This is a genomic window from Methanobrevibacter wolinii SH, assembly GCF_000621965.1.
GTDB lineage: Archaea > Methanobacteriota > Methanobacteria > Methanobacteriales > Methanobacteriaceae > Methanarmilla > Methanarmilla wolinii.
On sequence record NZ_KK211376.1, the window covers coordinates 80,689 to 99,351 of the forward strand.

The window sequence follows — 18,663 nt, forward strand, 5'->3', positions numbered from 1 at the left end:
TTGGAGATAATATTAATGCCAGTTATTACATTCGAATATCAAGATTTAAAAGATTTAGGAATTAATTTAGAACAAGAAAAACTTATTAATATTTTACCTATGATGGGTAGTGATATTGAAGACTTTAATGATAAAGAAATTAAAGTTGAATTTTTCCCAAATCGTCCAGATAACCTTTCAATAGAAGGAGTTTCAAGATCACTTAAAGGATTCCTATCACAAGAAACTGGACTTCCAAATTATACTGTAGAACCTTCTGGAGAAAAAGTATATATTTCAAAAGAAGTTGAAAAAATAAGACCATATATTGCTTTTGCTAAAATTGAAAATGTAGATTTTACAGGAAATAAAATTAAATATATTATGGATTTCCAAGAAAACCTTCATTGGGTAATTGGTCGTGACAGGAAAAAAGTAGCAATAGGTATCCACAATGCAGATGTAGTATCTGGAGATTATAAATATATTGCAACATCTAAAGATGAACATTCATTTATACCTCTTGAGATGGATAAAGAACTTAGTCCTAAAGAAATCTTAAAAGAACATGATAAAGGTAAAAAATATGCACATCTTCTTGAAGGATTTGATAAATATCCAATGATTCTTGATAATAATAATCAAACTATGAGTATGCCTCCAATTATTAATAGTGAACTTACAAAACTTACTGAAGATACTAATACTGTTATTGTAGATGTAACTGGTACAGATAAAAAAGCAGTAGAACAATCATTAAACATCATTTGTTCTTCATTTGCAGAAGTTGGAGGAAAAGTTAAAAGTATGGAAATGGTTTATGAAGATAAAACAATAACAACTCCTGATTTAAGTCCAAAAGAATCATTAGTACATGTTAATAAAACCAATGAACTTATTGGTGGAACTTGCCTTGATGCAAAAGAAGTAAAAAGATTACTTGAAAAAGCAAGATTTGGTGCAGAGATATTAAATGATAATGAAATTAAGGTTCAAATTCCACCATTTAGAATAGATATTTTACATGAAGTAGATATTATTGAAAATATTGCTATCCAATATTGTATTAAAAAAATACCAAGTACACTTCCAGATATCAACACAGTAGCATATGAACATGATTGGTTTAAATCTGAAAAAACTATTCGTGAACTTATGATAGGTCTTGGATTTGATGAAATAATGAGTTTAATGCTTACTAATGAAGAATCACATTATAAAAAAATGTTACAAAAAGAAACAGAACATGTTCAAGTTGCAAGACCAATTAGTGTTGAAGGAACTATGATACGAACTAGTCTTCTTAATGCATTAATGGAATTCTTAGAAGATAATAAAGCAGAAGATTTACCTCAAAAATTATTTGAAATTGGTGATGTAATATACCTTGATGATTCAAGTGAATTTAATACACACTTAGGTAAAAAATTAGCAGCAGTAGTCTGCCACTCCAATGCTAACTTTACTGAGATTAAATCTATAACTGATAGTGTATTATCTAACCTTGGATATACAATGGAAATTTCTGAATCAGATAATCCAAGTTTTATTAAAGGAAGAGTAGCTTCAGTTAAAGGAAGTTCTAAACATGGAGATATTGAAGGTGTATTTGGTGAAATTTCACCAGAAGTTATTACAAACTTCAATTTAGAATATCCAGTAATTGCTTTTGAAATTGAATTCTTAAGAGATTAATTAATCTCCTTTAATTTTTAATTTTAAAAACTTATTTATTTAAATTACCTAATTTTATTATTTAATTTTAAAATACAATATTCATTAAATACTCATTTTATTTACTAATTTTAAAAAACGATATAAAAAAAACTAAAAATTTAGAAATATAAAAAATAAAAAAAGAAAAATAAATTTTTAATTAATAATCATCATTATCATCATCTTTGTTTCTACGTTTATATCCAATAACAAATAATAACATTAAAGCGAAAATAGCTAATACTGCAAGGTTACGTGTGTTATCTGAAGATAATTTACTTGCAGCTTTTTGAGTAGCAATTTCATATGCTTTAGGAGAACTAGCAGAACCTTGACTTACAGTAGATCCTCCTTGACCATTTTCTCCAGCAGTACCAAGTCCATTATTTGAAGTTCCACTATAAGCACCAGAAGAAACACCAGTACCATTTACTTTAGTATTACTATTACCAGCACCAAATAAAGAACCTAAACCAGAACCTTTACCTGAATTTTTATTAGCAAGAGATGCAATAATACTATTACTGGTTTTATTTAAAGATCCTCCACCATTAACAAGATTATTTTTATCTAATTTTGAATCACCAGAACCTTGTGATTGTTTTGAATTATCTTGTCCTGATTTATCAGAATTTAAAGCTTTTACAATACCTTCAAATAATGTTCTACCATTACTAACAATTTTAACATTAGAACCATCTTTTCCAGCATTAATAACAACTTTTCCATTTTGATAAGATGCAGAACCTACATTATTACCATCTACTGATACTTGATCTATATTAAAATCTCCTGCTTCAACAACATTACCATTTTTATCATATAATTTACCAATAATTTGGTTTCCTTTTTGAGTAAATCCTAATCTTAAATAACCAGTATTTTCCCAACCAAGTTCACCACCAAGTAAAAATGGACATAAATGTGCTCTAGCTAAACTACCATCATTAGTAACATAATAATTATCACCTAATTTAAATATTGGTAAAGTCATATGGTTTTTAGCATCAAATTGAGCATTAAAGCCCATAGTATTGTATCCAATATATATTCCAGTATCTTTAGTACTAGATTTATAACTATCACCAAATAATACACCCATTCCAGTCATATCATAATCATACCTAGCTTTAGGACTCATTCTTGCTCCAGTAATAGTATTTTTAGTAACTTTATCCATATGAGAAGTAGAATTAATAAAAAGATTATTAATATTATTTCTTAAATGATTGTGAATAATAGTATTATTATTAGTAATACCTGCTAATTCAATACCATTTAAATCATTATTAGAAAAATCATTATATCCAATATAAGAATTTTCAATATTAAAGAAATAAACACCATCTTCACCATTATGTGAAGCACTATTATTTTTAAAAGTGGTTGAATGAGTATTATATGCACTTATACCATTAATCTGAACTTTAGAAATATTATTTGATAAAATTTTAGACTTTTTAGTATTATTTATATAAATACCATTTTTTCCACTAGAAATTGTGTTATTCTCAATATTTAAATTATTAGCACCATTAACTATAATCTGATAATCAGGATTACCTGTTAATGTAAAACCTTTAAGAGTAGAACCAGAACTATTAGATGTAAAATAAAAACCAAAACTGTTTTTTATATTAAGTGATTTAGCCCTATTAGAAATAATATTAGAACTTTCTAATACAGTTCTAACTGTAGTAATAATGTTTAATTTTTTATTTATTATTAAAGACACATTATTATATTTTTTACTGTTGAATTTTACAGTATCTCCATTATTTGCATTATCAATAACACTTTGAATCTCATTATTAGACATATTTGATGTTACAATATGAGTATAAGATGTGTTATTTAGATAAGTATTTGTAGAGTTATTACTAGCTGCAGATACAGATGTAATTAAACAAAAACTTAAAATAATAACCAATGATATTATGATTATATTCATAAAAATATGAGCATTAAAAGATTTTTCCTTAGTTAAATCCATAATAACCAACTGTAAATTTAATGTATTTTATTAAATATCACGATATTAAATTTTAAATACTACTATAAACTATTAAAAAATAATTAATAGAGTTATTAATAATATTAAAAATTATTTTTTAAATTTAAATAAAAAATAATCATATTTAATTAAATTTAAAATATAAAATATCGTATTTATCCATAAAATACAATATAATTAAAATTTATTAAATTAGAATTATGATATGAAAATAAATATAAATGGACCTATTTATTCCCACTAAAATTAATAAACAAATTTTAATTATTATGATATATAGAAAAAAGAATATATAAATTTTATTATAAAAGTAATAAAAAAGATTTTTTAAAAATATAAAGATTGTTAATATATTTATAATAATTAAAAATACAGAGAAAGTGATTAAATATAATTCTAAAAATTTTAAAGTAAAAAGATTTTTATATTATGAAAAATTTATAGAATAACATTAAATGTAATTCGATATATAAATTTTAATAAACAAATAGATTATATTAATTATTTAGACAAGTAAATAATAATATAACGATTTATAATTTAATTAAAATTTTATTTTAGTATAAAATATAATTTAACATAAATTTATCCAATTATTTTAATAAATATATTCCTATATACCATTATATTAAAAAATAAAACTTTTAAATTAATAGATAAATATAAATTTTGTTTAAATCATTTTATACTAAAAAATCATTACATTTAATAAATAAAATTAATTTTATACGAATAAGGTGTAATAATGAAAAATAGTAAAAAAATTATTTTTTCTGTATTAATTTTATTTGTTATCATAACTATTGGATGTGTAAGTGCTGCAACATCAAGTAATGATACAACAATTAGTGATTCTAATTCTTTAAGTGTTCAAAATATAGATAACTCTTCAAGTATTGTAACTGATGATAACACTAAGACAGCAACAACAATTAATATTGATAACTCTATGAGTAATACAGATATACAAGGTAAAATAGATAATGCAAAAGATGGAGATATCATTAATTTTGCTAATGGAACTTATGAAAATACAAATTTAGTTATAAATAAAACTCTTACATTAAATGGTAATGGTGCTACATTAACGGGAGTACCTACAAAAGGCAGAAGTTCAATTGTAAATCCTGCAGGTACATATAATGGAATTTTTTATATTGAAAATTGTAATAATACTATAATCAATGGATTTAATTTTGTTGTAGATAATTCAAAATTAAGTACAAGTACTAAAACTAATAATGATGGTGGAATAATTGCTAGTACTCAATCAAATGTAATTATATACAATACCACTAATGTTAAATTTATAAATAACACAGTTAGTGGTGGAAGATATGGAATATTTGTAACTAGTGCATTTAGTGCTCCTAACCACAATACTACAGTTGAAAATAACACAGTTTCAAATGTTTTAGATGGTGGAATTGAATCATTTGGTTCTGCTAATACCTTAATTAAAAACAACATAATAATTAACCCATACAACCATGGTATTGATGTAAGACATGGAACTGGACCTAATTGTATAGTTATTAATAATACAGTATACAATGCTCAGGAAGGTATTTACTTAATGCATTCTCGTGGTCATATCTGTGAAAATAATACATTAAATCATTGTTCAATTGGAATTACTTGTTTTGGATCAGCTGATATTAAAAGTAATTATAATAATTTTACAAACAACACAATGATTGGATATATGCTTGCTAGTGGATACTCTAATATTACTATTGGCGGAAATGATGACTTTAGTGGATTAAAATTTATACCTATGCCACCAACATTTACATATAAAATTGTAACTGGTGATTCAACAACTATAAACAGTAATAATGGAACATTTAGTGATAGTGAATATAATACTAAATTAAACACTACCATTGTTGCACCAAAAGAATTCAATCAAACTGCTGTTGACTTCTATAGTGGTGAAAGAGGAGGATACTTCAGTGTTACTCTTAAAGATCAAAACAATAAAACTTTAGGAAATAAACCTGTTCAAATTGGATTTAATGGTGTAGTATATAATTTAACTACTGATGCAAATGGTGTTGCAAGATTACAAATTAACCTTGCTTGGGCTGGAGATTATACCTTTGCAATATCTTATTTAGGTGACGACCAATACAATGGTAGTTTTGTTGTTTCAAAAATACATATTGATAAAAAAGCAGTATCTTTAACTGTTCCATACAAACAATACAAATTAAGTGCAAAATCCAAAGTAATATCTATTTCATTAAAAGCTACAAATATTAATAAAAAATATGTAAATGTAGCAAATAAAAAAGTTACTATAACTGTAAATGGAAAAACTTATACTGGAAAAACTAATTCAAATGGTGTTGCAAGTGTTAAAGTTTCAATAAATAAAAGAGGAACATATACTGTAACCACTAAATTTGTTGGTACTGGTGCTTACCCAGATAAAACAACTACTTCAAAAATTAGAATATACTAAATAAACATTTAAGATAAGCTTAAATTATTAATAAATAATTTAACTTATCATATTTTAATATTTTTATTATTTTTAGAAATTATTAAATTTAAGAATCAAATAATATTTAGAAAAAATACTAATTTTATATAATAAATTAAAATAATATTATTCAATCATTTAAATACTATATAAATTAAAAGTAAAATTATTCAACTTTAAATAGTATATCAAAAATAAGACAAATAAAATATAAATTAAAAAAATAAGAATATTCAATCACTTAAATCAAAACTAATAAATAAAAAATATAAATTAGAATAAACTATAAAAATACTATTTTTAAAATTCAAAATATAATTTAATAAAAATAATTAAATTATTCACCAATTATTGTTAAATCAATTTTTCTTCTAGAACGAGGGCCATCAAGTTCAATAAAAAATACAGATTGCCATGTTCCAAGATCCATTTTTCCCTCTTTAATTGGAACAGTCTCTGAAGGACTTAATAATAAAGATTTAAGATGAGAATCTGCATTATGATCTATAACATCATGACTATAACCATTACCTTCAGGAATTAAATCATATAAAATATTTTGAATATCTGTACCTAAACCTGCTTCATTCTCATTAATAACAATTGCAGAAGTTGTATGTTTTGTAAATATATTAATTATCCCAGAATCAATAGCATGATTTCTAATTTTATCATTAATATAAGGACTTATATCTATAATTTGAAATTTACATCTGGAATTAATAATTAATCCATCTTTTATAATCATATTAACACCAATAATTATAGTCATTAAAAATAATAAAATTAGTAAAATTAAATTACTAATTTAAAACTAAATACATTATAAATTACTACCTATTTCTTTAGCTTTAGACATAACATCATCTAAATCTTTTACAGCACCTTGTTCTTCAAGTCCTCCAATAGAAATAGTATCAACAATATCAAATCCCATATGTCCAAATGGAGATTTTTTAGTAAGATCAATATATTCTTCATAGGTTCCAGTAGGAGCACCATGAGTAAAGATTAAAACTGCTTTTTTACCTTCAAAAGTTTTTTGTGGATTTCTACTTACTGAATAAAATCTATCTGTAAACAATTTACCTTGAGCAGTCATTTGACCATAATAAATTGGAGTTGAAAATACTAGAACATCTGCATCTAAACTAGCATTAAGAAGTTCATTACAATCATCATCAGTAACACAGTCAACACCATCACCACATGAGCAACATGCATGACAAGGTTCAATTTTATAATCATCTAAGTAATATTTAGTAGTTTCTGCACCATTTTCTTCAGCAGCTTTTAAAACTTCATCCATTAAAATATCACAGTTTCCATTTTTCCTTGGACTAGCTTGAATACCAATAACTTTCATAAATACACACTCCTAACCATTTTAAATAATATAATAATTAAATTATATTATCATTAATAATATATAATTAATCTAAAATAAATAATTAATTCAAAAATTTAAATGTTTTAATAAATAATGATATTTATAATACAAGATTAAAATTTAAATAAATGATTTTAGAAAAAAATCTCAATAAAAATAGTTTAAAATAATGTAAAATAGAGAAAAAATAGAAATTATAAAAAATAAATTAGTTAAAAAACTAATTTATTGAATTAGTAAAAAACTTAGTTATCTACACCAAAGGATTTTTTAAGTAATTCTGCGTTAACAAATCCTTCTTTATAAGTTTTACCAGTAGTTAAATCATTAATTACTACTTCAGCAGGTGCAAACATTCCTTTATCGATTTTATAGAAGTCAAATCCTGCTTCTTTAAAGGTATCAAAGAATGGTTTTCCATATCCATCAGCTGCAGATGATGGAATTTGTTTTGCAACAGCTTCAATATCGTCTCCTTCTTCAGATTCAATATAGTAATAAGTTCTTCCACCGAATAAAACTGCATCATTTGTTTTACCCATAGCTTTTAATCCATCTGGATCTACAGGTGCAATAGGTGCAATTCCAGCTGCATGTTTAACTTTTTTAACATCAAATTTAATGAATTCTAACATTTTATAAGTTCCATTTTCAACAACTCTTCCAGCAATTTGAATAGAACCAACGAGAGAAGAAGTAGGAGCAACAAGTAAATAAACATTTGCTACATCTACACCACATTCATCTGCAATATATTGAGCAACATCTTCACCAGGTAAGACATCAGCTTCTAAAGTTAAAATAGCTAAATCTGCTTCTTCATCTTTATAATCAATTTCATCATAAGTTTCTGCAGGTTTAAGAGATAATGCTCTTGCAGGACCTGAACCTAATGCAAAGAAATCTCCAACAGATACAGACCATCCTGCTTTTTGAGAACCTAAAGTTGAGATAGATGGGAAGTCAGTTTTGATTTTTACAGAAGGAAGTGCAAATTTTTCACTTAAATCACCAGGAATAGAAATACCTACATCAGCAAGTCCACCAAGACATACTTTAGTATATAATTCACCTGCTTTAAAGCTTCCTTCAACATTTACACCACAATCAAGAATTGTAGCACCATTATCTAATTTAGAAACAGCAATTTTTAAAGCATCTGCTTTATCAATCATTTCATCTACAGTTTTTTTAGCTTCTAAGTTAACACTAACCATTATTTAACCTCAAAAAATATTTTTGATTAATTCATATTTGAGCTTATAAGATTAAAATTCAATTTTTAAAATCAATTGATAAGTATAAGCTAACTATTAATAAATTATTAAAACATTATATTTAAAATTTTATAAGTGATTTTCTAAAAATATAAAAAAAATTTATGTATTTGAAATCTTATTTTTTATAAAAACTTAAACATAGTTAATACTTGAAAATCAATTTTAAGAAAGTTTATTCAAAAGATTTTGAGGATTTCAACAAAGCCAAAAAATGAATAAAATTTTATTAAAAAAATGAAGGTAATTTAAAAAAATAAAAGAATAAATATTTTTAAAAACTCTAAAAAAAATTTATAAAAATAGAAAAAACACTATAAAAATTAATAAAAAATTTAAAAAGAATATATTAAATTAAAAATATTAAAACACCTAATAAAAAATAAGATAAAATGAATTTAATAGTAAAAAAACTAAATAAATAATAATAGTTATATAATATAATCCATATAGAAACTAATATAATAAACTAGTTTTATTTAATTATTAAAGGATGTAAGAAGAATGAAAGTAGTAATTATAGGAGGAGGAGCTGGAGGAATGCCAACAGCTTCTAACCTTAGAAAGTTAGATAATGACATTGAAATAACTGTTATCACCCGTGATAACTACATTGCATATTCCCCATGTGCAATACCTTATGTATTAGGACACACAATTGAATCTTTTGATGATATTGTAATGAAAACACCAGAAGATTATAAAAAAGATGATATTGAAGTTTTAACTAATTGTGAAGTTACTGATGCAGATAAAGATAAAAAAGAAATAACTTACACCGATGAAAATGGTGAAGTTAAAACTATGAAATATGATAAACTTGTTCTTGCAACAGGTGGAAATTCATTTGTACCACCAATTAAAGGTAATGATCTTGATGGTGTATTTAAAATAAGAAACATCCACGATGGTATTAAAGTTCAAAAATGGGCTGAAAATTGTGAGAATGTTGTTGTTACTGGTGCAGGTCTTATTGGAATTGAAATAGCATATGCATTTAAAAAAATGGGATTAAATGTAACATTAAATGAAATGTTACCTCAAATCGTACCAAAATCTCTTGATAGTGACATGGCAGAAATTGTTACAGAATATTTAAGAAGTGAAGGACTTAACATAGTTTTAGGTAAACCAATTACTGAAATCAAAGGTGATAAAAAAGTTGAAGCAGTAGTTGTTGATGGTACTGAAGAAGTTCCTACTGAAATGGTTATCCTTGCTACTGGTGTAAGAGCAGAACTTAACATTGCTGAAAAACTTGGATGTGAAATTGGAAGATGGGCTATTCAAGTAAATGAAAATATGGAAACCTCAGTTAAAGATGTTTATGCTGTAGGTGACTGTGTAGAATCATATGATGCAATCTTAAAATCAAACACAATCTCACAACTTGGTACTACTGCAGTACGTCAAGCAAAAACATGTGCAAGAACCATTGCAGGTAAAAAATCTAAATTTAATCCAGTATTAAACTCAATGGTTACTAAAGTAGGTAAATTAGAATTTGGTGCTGTAGGTTTAACCACAAGTTTTGCACAACAAAACAATATTAAAACTGTTTCTGAAAAAATTGAAGCATTTACAAGAGCAAGATATTATCCAAATGCAAAACCTATGGATATTAAAGTTATCTGTGATGCAGATAGTAAAATCATTGGTTGTCAAATAATTGCTGAAGAACGTGTAGCAGAAAGAATTGATACAATGACCCTTGCTATTACTGAAGGATTAAGTTGTTATGATTTAAGTAACATGGAATTTGCTTATGCACCTCCAGTATCAATGGTTATTGACCCATTAGTACTTGCTGTAGATGAAGTAAGTAAAAAATTTGATTAAATCCAATTCTTTACTTTTTCTTTTTTTATTGAATTTTGCTTATTTAAAAGTTCAAAAACTTAATGAAATAAAATACTAATTTTTAAAATATAAAACCAAATAAAAGTAAATTATAAATTTAAATAAAATACTAATTTTAAAAATTTATAATATAAAATTTAACCAATACTAATTTTAAGATTCAAAAATTGTTTAATAAAAAAAATATTTATTAAAAAAACTAATTTTAAAAAAAATAAGTCTATTGATTTTAATATAAAAATTTAAAGTATTTTAATATTTAAAGATTAAATCTAAAAAGGTTTATCAAAAATATAGACTTTAACACTTAAAAACTAAATCTAAAAAAGTTTAATTAAAAAATTAGAAACCTTAACCCTTAAAAACCAAATATAAAAAAAATAATCAAAAAATAGAAACTCTAAGATTAAAAAACCAAATCTAAAAAAATAATCAAAAAATAGAGGGATTTTAAATAATTAAAAAATACTTAAAAAAATTAAAAAAAAAACAATAAAAATAAAGTAAAAATAAGAAAATTATAATTTCTTATTAGCCATATAAGCCATATAAATAATAAATAAACCAATAATAAGTAAACCTATTTGTGGGAATAAAGCAACAACTATTTGAGGAATATAACCAAGAACTACAAGAATCCATAAAACAGAATAAACTACAATAATTATTCCAACAAATATTAAACATTTATTTATTTTATATTGTAAATCATAAGGTATCATAGTATCTTAAGAAAAATAATAATCAAGGTTTTAATTCTTTAACTCCATCTTCAGTACCAAGAAGAACTTTATCTACCATTTCAGTGAAAATACCATTTTCAACTACACCTGGAATAGTGTTCAATTCAATTTCTAAATCTACTGGAGATAAAATTTCATCAAATTTAGCATCAATAATAAAGTTTCCATTATCAGTTATTACAGGACCATCTTTATTAACTGCCATTCTAAGTTTAGGAGATGCACCTAAGTCTTTAAGAGTATTTGAAACAATAGTTTTTGCTTTAGGAATAACTTCTACAGGAACTGGAAAAGCACCTAATTGATCAACATATTTAGAATCATGTGCAATAATAATAAGTTCATCAGCAGAATAATCTACAATTTTTTCCATAGTATGTGCTGCTCCACCACCTTTGATTAAATTTAATTGTGGATCAATTTCATCAGCACCATCAACAGCTAAATCAATAGAATGTTCATCAAGGGTAGTTAATGGGATATTCCATTCTTGAGCAAGTAATACAGATTGATAAGATGTTGGAATCGCCATAACTTCAATACCTTCTTCTTTAACTCTCATACCTACTTTATCAATGAAATATTTAGTAGTAGAACCAGTACCAAAACCTAAAATTTGACCATCTTTTACTTCTTCAGCAGCTTTATAACCTACTTCTTGTTTAAGATTCATAATTACACCAAAAAATAATATTTAATATAAAATTTAAATTAAGATAATTTATTCAACAAAATTAACATCTAATTTATTTAATTTATATCCTTTTTTACATTTTCCTTCAAATTTACCATAATCTTTAATAATAATACATTTATCATTATCTAATAAACCTTCAGGGAAACATAAATCATGATATTCACAATATTCATCACATTCAGGAGTATTATACACTATAGTTGATCCTTCATAAACATTTTTAGAATTAAATAAAATGTTAACATCAGCTCTTTGAACTTCAACAGGAAATACCTCTTTTTCAGCATGTAAAGGACATTTTTGAGAATTATGTCTTACTGATATTATTTCATATAATCTATTTTCTTCTAAAGAGTCTACACATGATGCTTTATATCTACAATTTTTACAAGCTTCTGCAGGACCATAAAATATAAATTTTGTTCCTTCTTTTGCAAAATCTTTACCTACTAATGTTATCATAAAAATTTCTCCTATATTACTCCTGTTTTAATTGCTAATTGATAAGCAGCTTCTCTTGATAAACCTCTATCTCCAAGTATTGTATATCTCTCTGGTCTAATTGTATGAGCCATAGTTAATGCATCAATAATATCTTCTGGATCAATACCAATATCATAACATGTTGTCGGTGCTTTCATACTTTCAAGAGCATTTTTAATAAATTTCCAATCTCCACCATGAAGATTCATCATCATAATTGTACCAATACCACATTGTTCACCATGTAATGCTGGTTTTTTAGCAACCTTATCAAGTGCATGTGAAAATAAATGTTCAGAACCACTTGCAGGCCTACTTGAACCTGCAATACTTATTGCCATACCACTACTAAATAACATCTTAACAACAAGTCTAGCACTTAATTCTAAACCTTCTTTAATACTATCTGATGAATCAATAATTAATTTTGCAGTCATTAAAGACAATGCTGCAGCAGATTCTGAAAAACTTACATTTTGAAGCCTTTTAGCAAGACGCCAATCTTTAACTGCAGTATAATTAGAAACTATATCTGCACAGCCAGATGCTAAAAATCTAAATGGTGCATTTTTAATAATTTCAGAATCTGCAATTAAAGCCATAGGTGCTTGTGCTTTCTTAGAAACAGAACCCTTTTCATTTTTAATAGAAGCCATTGGTGAAGCAATACCATCATGAGAAGCAGTAGTTGGTATTGAAATAAAATAAGAATTATTATTTGTAGATGCCATCTTAGCAACATCAATAACTTTTCCACCACCAACACCTAGAACAAATGAATTATCTGTTAATTTATTTTCAACTTGTTTAACTGATTCTTCAGTAGCTCCTTTAACTTGAATAATATCTGGATTAAATCCAGCATCTTCTAAACTATCATAAACTAATTTACCAGCAATGTTCAAGGTTTTATAACCTGTAACAACCAAAGGTTCACCAGGAAGCCGTAAATTTTTAGAAATTTCACCTGTTTCATAAATGACATCAGGTCCAATATGTACTTCTCTAGGCATTTGAATAGTTTTAGAATCCATTATTTCACCAATATAAAAAGATAATTTAAAAATTATTATAAAAATAATATTTATTTATATATTTTTTTAATCTTAATAAAATAATTTTTGATTATGATAAAATTTAATATAGAAAAATTTTAAAAAAATGTTTTTCTATTTTTATATTATAAATACGAACCTAACCAAAAAATTAAAAAACATAATAAATTTTATTAATTAATAATCTTTTTTCTTTGAATTAAGATAAAATTATTATTAAAAATAGCTATCTTTTAATTTTTTTAATAAATATCAAAATTATACAATTTAAAACCAAAAATAAACTAATATCAAAAAATAATAATTATCTAAAAAAAGAGAAAAAAACCAAAAATAAACTAATATCAAAAAATAATAATTATCTAAAAAAAGAGAAAAAAACCAAAAATAAACTAATATCAAAAAATAATAATTATCTAAAAAAAGAGAAAAAAACCAAAAATAAACTAATATCAAAAAATAATAATTATCTAAAAAAAGAGAAAATAATTAAAAAAAGAATATAAATTTTAATAATAAAATTATATTCCAGAACCTTCTTTTTGAATATTATCACGTTCAATAATATCATTAGCAAGTAATTCATGAATCCAACCTGAAGCCCATTCAGATAAATCATCACCATAAAATGGTTCAGGTTTAATTTTCTTTTTATTATTTACTACATCTCTTGCTAATTGCCTATATACATCAGCTTGAGCTGAATCAGGAGCTCCTTCAATTGTTGTTACACCATCAAGTTCACAACGAGTTACTGTAGAAGATCTTGGTACAAAATCAATTACACTAGATTTTGTTTTTTCACTAAAATCATTTATCATTCTTTTTTGTGTTTCATTTTTAATAGAATTACCAATAATTCCACCAAGTAATGCTCCACCTTTATTAGAATATTTAAGAATTCCTTTAAATAAATTGTTAACTGCATATATAGCCATATAATCAGAAGAAGTTACAGTATACACTTGTTCTGCTACTCCTTTACGAATAGGCATTGCAAAACCACCACATACAACATCTCCAAGTACATCATAAATAATAATATCAGGATCATAATCTTCAATGATTCCATTATTATCTAATAATTCAATAGCTGCAATAATACCTCTACCAGCACATCCTACACCCGGTTCTGGCCCTCCTGCTTCAACACAATAAATACCATTGTAACCTTCATAAACAATATCATCAAAATTATTCTTTCTTTGTCTAATTGTATCTAAAACTGTTGGTATTGTTTTACCATTTCTTAATGTAGTAGTAGAATCATTTTTAGGATCACAACCTACTTGCATTACACTATAACCTAAATCAGATAATGCTGCTGATAAATTTGATGTTGTCGTTGACTTTCCAATTCCTCCTTTTCCATAAATCGCTATTTGTTTCTTTACACCCATATTATCTAAAACTCCAATAATTTCTTTTTCAAATTAAAATGTTATATAATTATTTTAAATTAATATAAAAAGTTTAAACTGTATACAATACAATTTAACCCATAATCTTATGTTTTGTTTAATTAAATAATTTAAAAGTAGAATTATTTACTTAAAATCTATAAAGTAAATATTCTATTTAAATTCAATTAATTTATATACTAATCCTCAAGGTAATACTAAAAATCATAAATCTAATTTAAGATATCTTTATATCACCATTAAATCCATTTACAATGGACCAACAAATGTAGATACTAAATCTTCAAATAAAGTTAATCCACCATAATAACCAGAATAATGATTTACAAGAACAGAATTACCATATATTGGGAATGAAGCATTTATATGACATGCCCCAAATTCTTCAAGTGAAGTAGGTTCTTCAAGAGAACTTGAAAGTAAAAATGAAAATGGTCTGTCTTTAAGATTATTCCTAATTTTATATGTATCTGCTTCAAATACAATATCTGGTTTTACAGTAGATTCTAAAGTATTGTTTATTTCATCTACAATTTTCTGTCTAACCTCTTTAGGTGGATTATCTGTTATTTGTACAATATCTGGAAGGTATCCTACCTCATTTGTTAAAAATTTAGTATAGCCTACTGCATAGGAACTATCAGCAGCTACTGCAAAATATTGATTTGGACGACATAAAATAATAGCATCTCCAGGATACTCAAATAATTGATAATACCATTCTTCTTTCTCTTTAATGTATTCTTCAACTTTATCAATATCTAAATCAAGTTGTTCTGCTACACGATATATAAATGAAGAAGTTTGTTTTGATCCAATAGGTATACCAGGGAAAGTAATAAATGGAGTTCCAAATTTATCATGCAATTTTTCTGCAGCTCTTACTCCAATCCATGGATTAAGAACAATATTAAGTTCAGCACTTGGAACATTTTTAAGATTAGTTAAACCATCACCTTCACCAAAGATAATATTTGCTTTAACACCAATTTCTTTAAAGATTTTTTTAATTTCATAAAGATCTCCTTTCCAAAAAACATTATTATAAGGAACTACTCCTAAGATATTTACAGTTCCTTTTTCTATTTCTTTTTCTTCAAGAATATCACTCTCATCAATTAAAGAATCCCAAAACAAATTATAACCTTCATAAGAATTTGCTTTAAATCCAGGAGCATTTACATGAATAATTGGATATTGATATTTATAATTATCAACAACACTATCAACATCATCACCAATTAATGAAGGAACACAACCAGAGATTACAACATAAAAGTTTGAATTAGATACTTTAATTGTAGAATCAATAATATTATCTAATTTTTCTTCTCCACCTAAAATTACATGTTCTTCTACAAGACAAGAACAAGGAGTAGCAGTACCTCCTTTATTTGCACCACAAGCTTCTCCTCCAGCATATAATGTTCCAAATAAGTGTCCAACACCACAACCTGCACCAGAATGTAAAATAGGTACTGCATTATTAAGTCCAAGAACTGTTCCATATACTCCAGATAATGCACAACCATATCTTGGTGCTTCTACAGAATCACGTTCAAAACTATCTATATTAGATTTTGCATGATATTTTTCTGAAATTGTTAAATTATCTTCTGCGTTTTCTACCATTTTATCACCTCCTCATTTTGAATTTTGCTCAATTTGATTATCATCAATATCTTCAACAAAATACAATGGATTATCTTGTTCATACCACCAATCTTTATAAGCTGGTTTAGATTTTTCAGATAATGTTTTTTGATAAGATTTATTTTGGAATGCTTTTAATAAAAACTCACCAAATGCTACAGCACCAGAATATGCAGTTTGTGCACTTGCTGGATCTGGATCTCCTCTTAAAGAATGGATTCTTGTAACTTGAGTATCTCTTTTCCAACTTCCACCTTGGAATGGACAAGTTAAGGTTAAATCTGGTTTTAAATTAGATGTTACATTAGCTTGTTCTGCAGCTTGGAAAGTATTTACCATAATATTAAAATCACCAGTTCTTTCAATAATATCTGCTAACTCATCAATTAATAATTCATCAAAATCTTGACTCATTGCTGCAGGTGCTTGAAGACCTAATTCATCAAAATAAGGCATTTGTGAAACAAGCCTTCCTTGACCTAAAGCACCTAAAACTCTTACTTTTTCTCCAGTTTTACGTTCACGAGCAATATCTAAAAATTTATTTCTAATATTGTTTAATTTAGGTTCCCATTTAGCATGTTCTTCTTTAATTAATTCTTCAACTTCTTTTTCTTTACCTGTATATTTAGCTATATTTCTTAACCATTCATCAGTATTAGCAAATCCTGTTGGTGTAGGATATAAGAAATATGGAACACCAAATTTTTGTTCTAAACCTCTAGATAAATAATCTGTAAATGTTGGACAAATCGGTGCAGTAACTGCAGCTTCTGATAATTTCTCAAATTGTTCTACTGTTGCAAATTCTGGAATAAAATTAACTCTAAGACCTAATTTACCAAGTAATCTTTTAATTTCTAATCTATCCTGCCAAGTATAAGATAACATACTTGCAACATTTACCAAATCTTTTTGTTTTTTCTCAGGTTCTTTTACTAAGTATTTTAATACTGCATGCCAAAATGCATCATAACCTGTTTGTACAAGTCTACTTCTTACACCTTCACAATGAACAGGTACAATAGTAGCATCTACTTCAGGTTGAACTTCTTCAACAGTTCCTTCAATATCTTCACCAATAATTCCAGTAGTACAAGAAGTAAGTATAAATATAGCTTTAGGATTGTATCTTTCCTGTGCTTCTAAGATTGTTTTTCTTAATTTTTCACCAGCACCATATACTACATCATCTTGTTGGAGATTAGTAGTCATCCAATTTAATTTATAATGAGCAGGTCTTCCAAGTTCCTCAGGAACTCCTCTAAATAGCTCTCTATAACCAAGTGCAGATGAAGAACAACCAACAGGTGCATTAAATATAACAACTGCATCACGTATAGTACTTACTCTTACTGCAAGATAAAAGTTTAAAACACAACCACCAGATTGTTGGAATTTCCTTTCTTTAATATGGACATTTTCATTAATTGCATCATCTAACAATTTTGATGCTTTACCATAATAAATATTCGTCCCATGAGCTCTTTGTTCCCTATTGGGACTCGTTATCTTATCAAGCGTTATATCTTGTACAGGTGGCTTATGATCAATATCAATACCTAAAATTTCTTTAATTTTTCGTCTTTTACATGGACTTAATTTATAATTTCCTTGATTACATTGCATATTACTATGATTAAAATGATTTTCTTGACTCATATTATCTCTCCATAGTTAATTAAAATTTTAATAGTTATTTTGAATCCCTTTTTAATATAATACCTAATACACTGAATTTATCTGTATTAGGCTAAAATTTAATTTTAAATTTTAAAAAAAAAACTATAACTACTGTTATAAAATATTTTAAAAAATTTTATTAAATTTACATAACAATATTATAGAAATTTAACTTTCTAAGACATTAAAAAAATTATAATAACA

14 protein-coding genes are annotated in these 18,663 nt (G+C 25.6%); 3 read left to right on the forward strand and 11 right to left on the reverse strand.

The window, feature by feature from the left end:
* The first annotated feature begins 15 nt into the window (after nucleotides 1-15).
* The gene (gene pheT, locus T523_RS05435) at nucleotides 16-1,674 is read left to right on the forward strand and encodes a phenylalanine--tRNA ligase subunit beta (RefSeq protein WP_042707910.1); all 1,659 of its coding nucleotides are present in this window, start codon (nucleotides 16-18) and stop codon (nucleotides 1,672-1,674) included.
* Nucleotides 1,675-1,855: 181 nt separating this feature from the next.
* On the opposite strand, the gene T523_RS05440 is transcribed toward pheT, so the two are convergent.
* Complete coding sequence (locus T523_RS05440; protein ID WP_042707911.1) at nucleotides 1,856-3,688, reverse strand: right-handed parallel beta-helix repeat-containing protein; 1,833 nt, start codon at nucleotides 3,686-3,688, stop codon at nucleotides 1,856-1,858.
* Nucleotides 3,689-4,454: 766 nt separating this feature from the next.
* Here T523_RS05440 and T523_RS05445 point away from each other — a divergent pair.
* Nucleotides 4,455-6,176 (forward strand): right-handed parallel beta-helix repeat-containing protein, encoded by a 1,722-nt coding sequence (locus tag T523_RS05445; RefSeq protein ID WP_042707912.1) that lies wholly within the window; start codon nucleotides 4,455-4,457, stop codon nucleotides 6,174-6,176.
* A 358-nt stretch (nucleotides 6,177-6,534) separates the two neighbouring features.
* Here T523_RS05445 and T523_RS05450 read toward each other — a convergent pair whose 3' ends face one another.
* The 3 genes from T523_RS05450 to mch form a co-directional block, all read right to left on the reverse strand.
* Entirely contained in the window at nucleotides 6,535-6,945 is a 411-nt protein-coding gene (locus T523_RS05450) for a secondary thiamine-phosphate synthase enzyme YjbQ (RefSeq protein ID WP_042707913.1), read from the reverse strand.
* Nucleotides 6,946-7,020: 75 nt separating this feature from the next.
* Nucleotides 7,021-7,563, reverse strand: coding sequence for a flavodoxin family protein (locus tag T523_RS05455; RefSeq protein ID WP_042707914.1), 543 nt, complete (start codon nucleotides 7,561-7,563; stop codon nucleotides 7,021-7,023).
* Between the two features lie 269 nt (nucleotides 7,564-7,832).
* Nucleotides 7,833-8,804, reverse strand: a complete 972-nt coding sequence (mch, locus tag T523_RS05460) for a methenyltetrahydromethanopterin cyclohydrolase (protein WP_042707915.1) — start codon at nucleotides 8,802-8,804, stop codon at nucleotides 7,833-7,835.
* Nucleotides 8,805-9,368: 564 nt separating this feature from the next.
* Between mch and T523_RS05465 the strand changes: the two genes are divergently transcribed.
* A complete protein-coding gene (locus tag T523_RS05465; RefSeq protein ID WP_042707916.1) occupies nucleotides 9,369-10,703 on the forward strand; it encodes an FAD-dependent oxidoreductase in 1,335 nt (444 codons plus the stop codon).
* A 539-nt stretch (nucleotides 10,704-11,242) separates the two neighbouring features.
* Here T523_RS05465 and T523_RS05470 read toward each other — a convergent pair.
* The 7 genes from T523_RS05470 to T523_RS05500 form a co-directional block, all read right to left on the reverse strand.
* Nucleotides 11,243-11,446 carry a hypothetical protein gene (locus tag T523_RS05470; RefSeq protein WP_042707917.1) on the reverse strand — a complete coding sequence of 68 codons (204 nt, stop codon included), beginning with the start codon at nucleotides 11,444-11,446 and terminating at the stop codon, nucleotides 11,243-11,245.
* Nucleotides 11,447-11,468: 22 nt separating this feature from the next.
* Entirely contained in the window at nucleotides 11,469-12,140 is a 672-nt protein-coding gene (rpiA, locus tag T523_RS05475; RefSeq protein ID WP_042707918.1) for a ribose-5-phosphate isomerase RpiA, read from the reverse strand.
* Between the two features lie 48 nt (nucleotides 12,141-12,188).
* Nucleotides 12,189-12,626, reverse strand: a complete 438-nt coding sequence (locus tag T523_RS05480; protein WP_042707919.1) for a UPF0179 family protein — start codon at nucleotides 12,624-12,626, stop codon at nucleotides 12,189-12,191.
* An 11-nt stretch (nucleotides 12,627-12,637) separates the two neighbouring features.
* Nucleotides 12,638-13,681: an NAD(P)-dependent glycerol-1-phosphate dehydrogenase gene (locus T523_RS05485; protein ID WP_042707921.1), complete on the reverse strand. Its 1,044-nt coding sequence runs from the start codon at nucleotides 13,679-13,681 to the stop codon at nucleotides 12,638-12,640.
* Between the two features lie 542 nt (nucleotides 13,682-14,223).
* Nucleotides 14,224-15,102: a nucleotide-binding protein gene (locus T523_RS05490; RefSeq protein WP_042707923.1), complete on the reverse strand. Its 879-nt coding sequence runs from the start codon at nucleotides 15,100-15,102 to the stop codon at nucleotides 14,224-14,226.
* A 270-nt stretch (nucleotides 15,103-15,372) separates the two neighbouring features.
* Complete coding sequence (locus T523_RS05495; RefSeq protein ID WP_052334654.1) at nucleotides 15,373-16,755, reverse strand: nitrogenase component 1; 1,383 nt, start codon at nucleotides 16,753-16,755, stop codon at nucleotides 15,373-15,375.
* A 12-nt stretch (nucleotides 16,756-16,767) separates the two neighbouring features.
* On the reverse strand, nucleotides 16,768-18,438 hold the full coding sequence (locus tag T523_RS05500; RefSeq protein ID WP_232229042.1) for a nitrogenase component 1: 1,671 nt from the start codon (nucleotides 18,436-18,438) through the stop codon (nucleotides 16,768-16,770).
* Between the last annotated feature and the right edge of the window lie 225 nt (nucleotides 18,439-18,663).